The organism is Nocardia alni, from assembly GCF_019038435.1.
GTDB lineage: Bacteria > Actinomycetota > Actinomycetes > Mycobacteriales > Mycobacteriaceae > Nocardia > Nocardia alni.
This window is the reverse complement of record NZ_JAGPOX010000327.1, coordinates 1-658: the sequence shown is the minus strand read 5'-3', so window position 1 is coordinate 658 and position 658 is coordinate 1. Positions and strand designations below refer to the sequence as shown.

Sequence of the window (658 nt, the reverse complement as noted above, 5' to 3'; positions counted from 1 at the left end):
CCTCGACCCCGCCACCGCCGGGCGCGTCATGGATCTGCTCGTGGCGCAGACGCGCGACCAAGGGGCCGCGATGGTGCTCGTCACCCATTCGCAGGCCGCGGCGCAGCGCGCCGACCGCATGCTGCGGCTGACGGCCGACGGCATCCGGCCGGTGGCCGGGACGCGCGCGGACTGAGCGGTCTCTCCGCATGCTCGCCCTGCTCCGCACCTTCTCCTGGCTGGAACTGCGCCGCCATCCCTGGCGCGCCACCGTGGCCGCGGCCGCGGTGATGCTGGGGGTGGCACTGGCGTTCGCCGTGCACCTGATCCACGCGTCCGCCCTGTCGGAGTTCGGCCAGGCCGTGCGCGCCGCGAGCGGCCAGCCGGATCTGCAGCTGCGCGCCGCGCAGGGCGACCTGCCCGAAACCCTGTACGGGCAGGTGGCCCGGCATCCGCTGGTGGCCCGCGCCGGGCCGGTGCTGGAGGTCGCCGCGCAGGCGGCTCCGGCGCAGGGGCCCGCCGCCGCTTCGGTCGCCTTGCGCGTGGTGGGCGCGGATGCCCTGCTGCTCGCTGCCATGGCGCCCGAGCTGGCGCCCCGGCCTTTTCCGGACGCCGACCGGCTGGCCATGCTGTCGCCCGGCACCGTTTTTCTGAACCCTGCCGCGCTCCAGGCCCTGGG

Annotated in this window: 1 protein-coding gene; it reads left to right on the top strand. The window is 76.3% G+C overall.

Going from position 1 to position 658, the window contains the following annotated elements; genetic code table 11:
- Nucleotides 1–188 precede the first annotated feature (188 nt).
- A partial coding sequence (locus JZ791_RS47385) for a hypothetical protein (protein ID WP_216903945.1) occupies nucleotides 189–658 on the top strand: 470 nt, incomplete at its 3' end.